Origin of the sequence: Bradyrhizobium niftali (assembly GCF_004571025.1) — a bacterium.
In the GTDB taxonomy this organism is placed as follows: domain Bacteria; phylum Pseudomonadota; class Alphaproteobacteria; order Rhizobiales; family Xanthobacteraceae; genus Bradyrhizobium; species Bradyrhizobium niftali.
Genome location: NZ_SPQT01000075.1, coordinates 1 through 9,121 on the forward strand (window position 1 = coordinate 1; position 9,121 = coordinate 9,121).

Annotated in this window: 7 protein-coding genes, 1 tRNA gene and 1 pseudogene; all 9 read left to right on the plus strand. The window is 62.3% G+C overall.

Going from position 1 to position 9,121, the window contains the following annotated elements; all coding sequences use genetic code 11:
• Positions 1-361: 361 nt before the first annotated feature.
• A tRNA-Met gene (locus E4K65_RS45795) sits at positions 362-438 on the plus strand.
• A 435-nt stretch (positions 439-873) separates the two neighbouring features.
• Positions 874-1,410 (plus strand): DUF6538 domain-containing protein, encoded by a 537-nt coding sequence (locus E4K65_RS45800; protein WP_135179653.1) that lies wholly within the window; start codon positions 874-876, stop codon positions 1,408-1,410.
• Positions 1,411-1,911: 501 nt separating this feature from the next.
• On the plus strand, positions 1,912-2,457 hold the full coding sequence (locus tag E4K65_RS45805; RefSeq protein ID WP_135179654.1) for a DUF3320 domain-containing protein: 546 nt from the start codon (positions 1,912-1,914) through the stop codon (positions 2,455-2,457).
• A gap of 134 nt (positions 2,458-2,591) precedes the next feature.
• Complete coding sequence (locus E4K65_RS45810) at positions 2,592-3,869, plus strand: metallophosphoesterase family protein (protein ID WP_135179655.1); 1,278 nt, start codon at positions 2,592-2,594, stop codon at positions 3,867-3,869.
• On the plus strand, positions 3,869-4,999 hold the full coding sequence (locus E4K65_RS45815; protein ID WP_135179656.1) for an ATP-binding protein: 1,131 nt from the start codon (positions 3,869-3,871) through the stop codon (positions 4,997-4,999). Before E4K65_RS45810 ends, E4K65_RS45815 begins: the two co-directional genes overlap by 1 nt.
• Positions 5,000-7,295: 2,296 nt before the next feature.
• Positions 7,296-7,556, plus strand: a complete 261-nt coding sequence (locus tag E4K65_RS48080) for a hypothetical protein (RefSeq protein WP_167771693.1) — start codon at positions 7,296-7,298, stop codon at positions 7,554-7,556.
• 194 nt (positions 7,557-7,750) lie between these two features.
• Complete coding sequence (gene parS, locus E4K65_RS45825; RefSeq protein ID WP_135179658.1) at positions 7,751-8,233, plus strand: type II RES/Xre toxin-antitoxin system antitoxin; 483 nt, start codon at positions 7,751-7,753, stop codon at positions 8,231-8,233.
• The gene (locus E4K65_RS45830) at positions 8,230-8,754 is read left to right on the plus strand and encodes an RES family NAD+ phosphorylase (protein ID WP_135179659.1); all 525 of its coding nucleotides are present in this window, start codon (positions 8,230-8,232) and stop codon (positions 8,752-8,754) included. The genes parS and E4K65_RS45830 overlap by 4 nt, the downstream gene beginning before the upstream one ends.
• 63 nt (positions 8,755-8,817) lie before the next feature.
• A pseudogene (locus E4K65_RS45835) lies at positions 8,818-9,111 on the plus strand (hypothetical protein); the annotation flags it as partial.
• Positions 9,112-9,121: the final 10 nt, after the last annotated feature.

The window sequence follows — 9,121 nt, forward strand, 5'->3', positions numbered from 1 at the left end:
GCGGGCTGTCAATCCGCCTTCGCTTCCGCTTTCGCGAAAGCTTCGGCGGGACAAGTCCGCGGGCGGGACGAAATGGCTGTTTTGGGTGGAGTTTCCGGCCGAATCCGTCATGGCCGGGCTTGTCCCGGGCATCCACGTTCTCAGGCCGGCGAATGAAGGCGTGGATGGCCGGGACAAGCCCGGCCATGACGGATTCGGCCGGAAACTCCACCCAAAACAGCCATTTCGTCCCGCCCGCGGACTTGTCCCGCCGAAGCTTTCGCGAAAGCGGAAGCGAAGGCGGATTGACAGCCCGCCGCCCCCTTCCTTATATGCCGCGCGTTCGCGAGATCGGCCTTGTTCGGCCGCCCGCGAGCCCTGTGGCGGGGTAGCTCAGCTGGTTAGAGCACGGGAATCATAATCCTGGGGTCGGGGGTTCGAGTCCCTCCCCCGCTACCAGTGAAATCAATGACTTACGGTCTTCTTCATTCTTGTTGAATTTTTTGCACCACGTCGCGCACCACATTTGTGGTTCCATATCTTCCGTTTACAAACTCGCTAAATGCGGCAGAACCATTAAGGGAAGAGCTGCGCCGGCTTCACCGGTCGCTGTACGGAGCAAGCAAAATTGAGCGCTCGGTTTATAGGGGCACGTAACGGGTGAGTTGAATCCGGGTTTGACAGCCTGAAGGGGTGCCATCAGCAGGGCCGCATCTGGACAGATGGATTTGTCGCAACGACGAGGAGAGCGGGGGTCATACTCGTTAGGTCGGGGTTCGAGTCCCACTCTCTCCGCCACCCCCAGCGAGAACAGCGAAAGATCAGCCGAATCCTTGATCGATAAGGATTTTTCCGGATGGCCGACAACGTGCATGGTACACAAAGTCGGTACACATGGTTCACGCATTCGGCTCGCCGAAACGGCATCCGCGCAGCGGCGTCTTCTTCCTCCGAAAACGCGTCCCGGATCGCCTGAGAAAGGCAGTCGGAAAGCGTGAGATCAAGATTTCCCTGCGAACGCGGGATCCCGATATCGCGCGCATCCGCCATCTCGAGCAGTTGCTTCGGATTGAGCAAAGCTTCGCGCAGATCGATGGGGTGCTGCTTGGACCAAACGGAAGCCCGTTGGCCTATATCGAAATCAAGTCCCGGACCGGCGTCGCCATGCCAGCGGCGCCCTTAGTTCAGCTGGATCAGGTTGCTCCGCCGGCGCCGGTCACATCGGCTCCAGTTTCCTTGATAGGCCTATTCGAATCCTACGCGGCGGAGGCGCAGCTCTCGCCCGCAACAGTCAAACGATGGGCTCCTCTCATCGCCCGCTTCGCGGCCCACCTGGGTCACGATAACGCCCGTGCGGTCCGGCGGGATGACGTCATCGCCTGGAAGGATTCGCTGCTCAAGGAAGTCGGATGTGCTTCCGTGGGGCTTTGATCGAGCCTGCTCACGATCTCGCAGATGCGTTCGAGATACCGGTTCTTTTCGGCGGGGTTGGTGCCTTGCCGAAGATAGCCGGGCACCTTTTCGAACCACATCTCCGGATCGGCGAACCTTTGACGGACGAACGTCTCGATCATGGCATCCCGAAGGATAGACCTGTTCGGCTCCCAGTCGGTCATCTCGGTCGCGATCACGTGGACGCGGAAGTGATTGAGGGCTTCGAAGCAGTCCTGCTCGGAAAACGAGTAGCGCCAACGAGAGGCAGCGGCACCTCGGACCTCCCGGCGGCGCCATCGTCGCCGTCCGCCGCGGGCGGCGGATGCGTCGCGTCAGGCGAGGATCGGTCGGTTTCCTGCCCCTCGTCCTGGCTGGCCTGTTGCGCTTCTAAGCGGAACGCAAACTCATCGACGCTGCTCGCCGGCTTCCACCCGGAACGGCAGCGACGCTCTGACGCTTCCACCGATCGGATCGTCCGGCTTCAGTGTCGGATCCGAAGTGACGACGAACGGAGGAAGCAACGGGGCCGGGTATTTCGCGACGAATTTCTCGGAGCTGGGACAGAGGCCGGAAGCTTCGAGGTTCTACGATCACGACTACGAAACGGTGCTGCAAAGCATGGTCGCGCACGTCCTGAAACACGAATCGCCGATATACGAAGACCTGCTCATCGAGCGGATCGCCCGTGCGCACGGGTTTCAGCGCTCGGGCGATCGAATACAAAGGGCCGTCGCCAAGGTCATCGGGAAGCAGTACCGTCGGACGAAAGACGATGGCAGAACGGTGGTCTGGGGCGATGGACAAGCCTCCAGGATCGTCAGCTATCGCAGTTGCGAGCCGGATGTCCGATCGCATGGCGACGTACCTGTCGCCGAACTTGCCAGCCTTGCCGTGCCGTTCATCCGAGTGCGGCTGTCGGACGACGACATCCTCTACAGAATGGCGGACCATTTCAAGCTGGGACGACTTCGCGAGCCGACACGTGTCCGCTTTCAGATGGCCGTCGATCTCGCCCGGGAGGTCGCACGCACTGCAATGTCCTAGTTCTCACTGGACGCGGGACCAACTCCTGGAGACTGTGGAGATCGAGGACGTCGATATCGCGTTCTTTCGTGAGGGGATCCGATGATTCTCAGCTGCAGTAACTCCGCCGCTTCGAAAAGGATTTGAGTGTCTAGATGACTGCCTATCGTTTCGTCCATGCGGCCGACATCCATCTAGATTCGCCTTTACGATCGCTCGCCCTGCGCGATCCCGCGCTCGCCGAGTTCATAGGCAACGCCAGCCGCCTGGTTTTCACGCGCATCATCGATCTTTGCCTCGAAGAAAAGGTGCAGGCACTGCTGCTCGCCGGAGATCTCTACGACGGCGATCAGGCATCGATGAAGACTGCGCGCTTTCTCGGCGAGCAACTTCGCCGCCTCGATGCTGCCGGCATCGCGGTCTTCGTCATCCGGGGCAACCACGATGCCCTCTCCAGGATCACGAAGGAGCTCGTTTTTCCGGACAACGTGCACCTGTTCGGCGGACGGGCCGAAGCGATCGACATCGAGCGGGACCGCGGAGAACGAACGATCGTGATACACGGTCTCAGCTTCGCTAAACCGCAAGCGCCCGAGGGGCTCCTCGCCAAGTACCGGCCACCGGTACAGGGCGCGACCAACATCGGACTGATGCATACCAGTCTGGGCGGCTCGCCCTCTCACGACGTGTACGCGCCGTGCTCCACGAGCGACCTACTCGACTCCGGCTTCCGCTACTGGGCGCTGGGGCACGTCCACAAGCGATCGACGATCGAAGGATCTTGCGCCATCGTGATGCCCGGGATTCCGCAGGGGCGAGACATCGGCGAAAGCGGACCCAAATCCGTGACGTTGGCGAGCGTTCTAGACGACGGCTCCATTGCCCTCGAGGAGCGGATCGTGAGCTTGGCCCAATTCGAGCGGATCGGGCTCGACGCTTCTGGAGCGGCAACTTGGCACGATCTGGTCGCGCGGCTCGAGACGTCGCTTCAGGACGCTGCGACCCGATCCGTCAGCGATCATCTCGTCGTGCGGCTCGCGGTTTCCGGAACGACACCGTTGGCGTGGAACATAAGACGGGACGCCGATCTCCTGCGGACCGAAGCCGAAACTCGCGCGAAATCGATTGGCGAGGTATGGATCGAGAAGCTCGAAATCGATTGCCGGCGTACTCCAGCGGGCGCAACCGCGAGCGCAGACCCGATAGATGCTCTTCGAAGGACGATGAACGACGAGGTGGTCGCATCAGAAAGCTTCCGAACCGAGGCGACCGACACGGTCAAGGAGCTGCTTGCGCAGTTGCCGCCTGAGTGCCGGCGAGCCATCGCTCCGGACGAGGCCGCCCTCGAGGATCTTGTCGCACGGCTCGCGGGAGAGGGAGCTGAAGAGGTCCTGGCGCGCCTCTCGATCGGCGACTCGGATGGAGCGCCCTGATGCGCATCCGTAAACTCGGACTTCGCCGCTACGGCAGGTTCACGGACGCTTTCATCGACTTCGGTGAGCGGGTCGCGGGTTTCGCCGACCTGCACATCGTTTATGGACCGAACGAGGCCGGGAAATCCACCGCGATGTCGGCGTGCACGGATCTGATCTTCGGCATCCTGGCCCAGAGCAGGTTCAACTTCCTTCACCCCTACGCGACCATGCGTATCGAAGCCGAGGTGGAGATCTCGGGCGGGATTCGCAGGTTCTGCCGCATCAAGCGTCCTCACAACAGCCTTCTGGACGAGGCCGACAATCCGGTTCCCGATACGCTACTTCCCGGCGAACTGGGTGGCCTCGATCGCAGCGCCTACAACACCATGTTCTGTCTCGACGACGAGACTCTAGAGGCGGGTGGAGAAAGCATCCTCGCCAGCAAGGGCGATCTCGGTCATCTGCTTTTTTCCGCAACCGCCGGTCTGGCCGATCTCAGCGCCCGCCTCGGAGCCGTGCAGGCGGAAACGGAGGCGTTCTTCCGTCCGGGGAAGCGATCGGGAGGTCTGGCAGAGCTCAAGAAGAATTTGGCGGCTCTCAACGAGGAGCGAGAGCGCATAGATACGCTCGCTACCGAATACGCCCGCCTCGTGATCCAGCGCGACGAAGCAGCCGCGGCCTACGCCGAAGCTATCGCGCAACGCAGCCGCACGCAGGCACGGATGGATGAAGTGCAGAGCTTCATCAACGCATTGCCGAGGTTGCGGAGCTTGCGCGCTCTCCGCACCGAACTGTCTCCGCTCGCACGGTTGCCCGTCGCGCCGTCGTCGTGGGGGCGGGATCTTCCGGCGCTGACGAGCCGCCAGACGGTCTTGGCGGCTCAGATGCGGTCCGTGACCGAGACCGTTGTCGCTCTGCAGCGTGAGCTCGATGGGCTCGTCGTGAACGCCTCGGCTTGCGCCCTGAAGAGCCGCATGGAACTGCTGACGGACCTGCGGGCACGGTATGTTACGGCGGCGAAGGACCTTCCGGATCGCCGCCTCGCCCGAGCAGAAGAGCGCGCATCTTTTGACGCTGCTCGATCGGGGGTCCGAGCAGGATCCCGCGCGACTCCTCCTCTCCACCGGCGTGACGGGATCTCTCCGTGACCTGATGGAGCGACGCTCGGGTGTCGAGGCGGCTCTTGCATCTGCCGAGGCCGAATTCGCCAAAGCCGAGGGCGCGCTTGCGGAGGCCGAAGCGAGGGTATGCGAACACGGGGCGGGTCTGAACGAGGCGACGACAGCCGTCCTCACCGCGGCCATCGCGAGCGCGCGACAATCGGACGACGCGGCTCGGCTGCGGGAAGCCGACCGGATGCGCCGCGAGCGTGCGGACGAATTCGCCGATCGCCTGCGCGAATTGTTCCCCTGGACCGGCGGCAGGGACGATCTGTTTGCGGTTACGGTGCCCGCGCCCGACCAGCTTCAGCGTTGGGGATCGGCCGATACGCAGCTTTCTCGCGAGATCGACGCCAGGCAGGTAGAGTTCGACCGCATCGACACAGAAGCGAAGCGCCTCGAGGCGAAGATCGGAGCGCTTGGCGCCGCCACAGCCGTTGTCAGCGACCAAGAAACTGCGGAGGCCTGGTCCGCCCGCGAAGCCGCTTGGGCCGAGCACAAGAAGGCGCTCGACGCAAGGACGGCCGCCGAGTTCGAGACCGCGATGCGGAAACTGGACCTGATCACGGAACAGCGATCCCGTCACGCCTCGGCAATCGCGGACCTGAATCGCGCGCTTCTGGAGAGTGCCGATGTCCGCACGCGCCGGGAGCAGGGCCAGCAACACTTGGAAGAGAGTCTCGCAAAACGCGCGACGTTGATCATGGACGTCGAGAAGGCGCTTCGAGCCATAGGGAACGGGGTGGACCATACGGTCGGTCTGAGCGGCTTGAATCTTTGGCTGCAGAAGCTCGACCGCGCGATCGGGGCCGAAGGAAAACTCGCAGCAGCCGAGCGAGAATGGCGGCACGTGCAGGACTCCGCCGCCTCTTCGTGCGAGCGCCTTGCCGAGACGCTCCGCAGGTCGGGGGTCGAGGTTCCGCGGAGCGACGACATGGCGGCGATGCTGTCCGCGGGACAAGCCGCTCTGGATCGCGCAGCAGGCGCCAAGAACATACGAGCGACCCTCGAGGATCGAAGGCGGGACCTGAACTTCCGCGAGACGCAGCTCGAGGCTGCGAGGCTCGCAGACCGATCATGGCGCGAGGCATGGCAAGAGGCTCGCGCGGCGTGCTGGCTGGGCGAGCGCGGCAGAGCATCTACGACGGCCGTCGTGCGAGAAACGTTGGAGGCCCTTGCCGAATTGGGATCGGCGCTGGAAAGGAAAGCAGAACTTGCCGATCGTATCGCTAAGATGCAGCGCGACCAAATTCAATTCGAGGCCGAGGTGGAAGCGCTTGCTGGAGCGATCGGCCTCGCCCGAGGTCGCTCTGACGTACTGGCGCTCTGCGAAGAAGTCGTGAACTCCGTCGCCTCCGCAACGAAGGCGCTGGACCGTCGGCAAGAACTCGAGGAGCGGCTCGGCACAGAGCAGGACAAGGCCCGTTCGCTCGCAAATGACGTGGCGGAGGTGCGGAGCCGAGCGGACCTCATGATGAAGCACTTCGATGTCGGTTCCCTCGCGGAAGTGGAAGGTTGTCTGCGCTCGCTCGACCGCAGGTCCGACCTCGAAATGCGTTTGGAGCAGACGCAGCGAGAGATAGTCGAGGTGATGAAGACCGAAACGTTCGAACAGGCCGAAGACGCGCTCGATGCGCTACAACAAGGTTCGCTGGAAAGTGAATTGATCGAATTGAAAGCGCGATTCGAGGACGAGGACAGCCGAACCCGCGATCGCTTCGCCGCACTCGACAGGGCAGAGACCAGCATAGCCGGGGTGGGCGGAGATGCGGCGGTGGCGGTCCTTGAATCTAAGCGACGCACGATATTGCTCACCATCGAAGAGCAGGCGCTCGAGTATCTCAAACTGAAGATTGGAATGGCTGGCGCCGAGAGGGCCCTGCGGGCCTATCGCGAACGTCATCGAAGTTCGATGATGGCACGGGCTTCAGGGGCATTCGCGCTGATCAGCCGTGGCGCTTACTCCGGACTGGCCACTCAGCCCTCGAACGGCAGCGAACTCCTGATCGCAAAGGGATCCGATGGCGCCTCGAAACTCGCTTCTGAGCTATCGAAGGGAACGCGATTTCAGCTTTACTTGGCGCTACGGGTCGCCGGCTATCACGAGATCGCCCAAGCCCGCCCCCCGGCCCCCTTTCTTGCCGACGATGTCATGGAGACATTCGACGACTTCCGGGCGGAGGAGGCCTTCCGCTTGCTTGCCGCGATGGCCCGCAGAGGCCAGGTAGTCTACTTCACCCATCACCGTCATCTTTGCGAGATCGCGAAGGCCGTTGAGCCTTCCGTGAAGATCCACGTCCTGAAGACCGAGTCCGTCAGAGGGTGGGCCGTGTCCGTTCTCAGGGAGGCCGGCGCAATCCGGGAGTGCGAGGAGCATGGTTGGATGCAGGACCTCGGCGACCCGCATGCGCGTGAGCGAGCTTTAGATACGGCGCGTCGGGAGCCGCCGGTCGGGTTTTCCGACAGCGCAGCCGTGGCTCTGGTCGGAGAGGTTTTGGAGGATTTCGGCGACAGGTGCCCCGAGTGCAGCAGAGCATCGGGGTGATCGTCCCGTTGCGCCGCTCCGTCCCGGGCGAGTTCCGCTCTGTTCAGGAATTTATTTGCCATCCAGGTATCCGTCAGCAAGTGCCCCGCCGCCCTTTTGCAACCAAGGTTCGCCCGAGTTCCATGGAGGGCTACACCACTTGATTAATTGCGACATGTGACACATATTAGGCGACACGTGACGCGAGGGCTACTATGACTGCCGCAGCCGAGAAACCGGCCCCAAAGGGGCAACGCGATGATCTGCGGAAGGTGGCCGATTTGCTCGGCGGGCCGCGCATCCTGTCGCGCCGGATCACGAGCGCCCTCGACGCCCACGAACTGCTGCTGGACGGACTGCCTGGCTCTGCGTTGACCCACTTCGTCAGTCACCTCCTCTTCCTTCAAACGGACTCGCTGGAAAAAGCCTTCGGAATGAGTCTTCGCACCTTTCAGCGACGCAAGGACGCTCCGGACAAGCCGCTCAGCCAGGAGCAAAGTGGGCGGACCTGGAAGTTTGCCGAAATCCTGGCCAAGGCCACGGACGTGTTTGGTTCGCAGGAAGAGGCAGAGCAGTGGCTCGAGCGTCCGGCCATCGGTCTTGACCAGCGCCGCCCGATCGACCTGCTTGCCACTCCGGCGGGCATCGGGCTCGTTGAACAGTACCTCACACGGCTCGCATATGGCGTCTATGCATGACGCCTTCTGTAGAGCCATTGGGAGGCGGCAAGCTCATCGCTTGGCGCCTCGATCAGGCGCGCTTTGCGTCGACCTGGGATAGTGGCGAAGGCGCATTCCAGGTCGGCGGCCGGTGGAACAGCAAAGGCGTTCGCGTCGTTTATTGCGCGCTTGATCCAGCGACCGCGATCCTCGAAGTGGCGGTTCACAAAGGCTTCAAAGCGCTCGACACTCTGCCGCACGTACTGACCGCGCTTCATATCGCCGACGTGTCCGACGTTCAAATCGTTCGCGCTGCCGACGTTCCGAACGCCAATTGGCTGCGACCGGGAATCCCAGGCGCGGGCCAGCAGGCGTTCGGGGATGCGCTCTTGGCCAAGCACAAATTCGTCGTGATCCCAAGTGTGGTGTCCAATCACAGCTGGAATCTGATCTTCGACCCGACCAGGGCGAAAGGCGCGTACCAGCAGCACCTTCAGGAAGCGTTCGCGCTCGATACGCGCCTTCATCCTTCGACATCACCCTCTAATTCGGCCCCGTAGCAGCGACCGGCCGCGTGTGAAATATCGAAGAGGGGCAGCTGAAGATCTTTTGGTCCATCCTGGATGCCGGCCTTTGCGGAGTATGTCACCGTAGCAGAAGAGCACGGCGTCGAATACTATCCGCTCTACCAATGGACGAAGGCGACGATCGAGAATCCGACGAAAAAGGAAAAGTATTTGAAATCCTTTACACTCTACGTGGACGATCGGGAGGTCTATACCAAAGAGATTGCCGAGGCGCTGGAGGCGGACTTGCAACCGCTCGCCACTAGCGGGCTGATCACGCGAATATCCAAGTACGATACCAATCCCGCCAACAATCCTCAGTCGCCGCAGCGCCCCCGCGAGCGGGGCTAGCCCTTCCGCG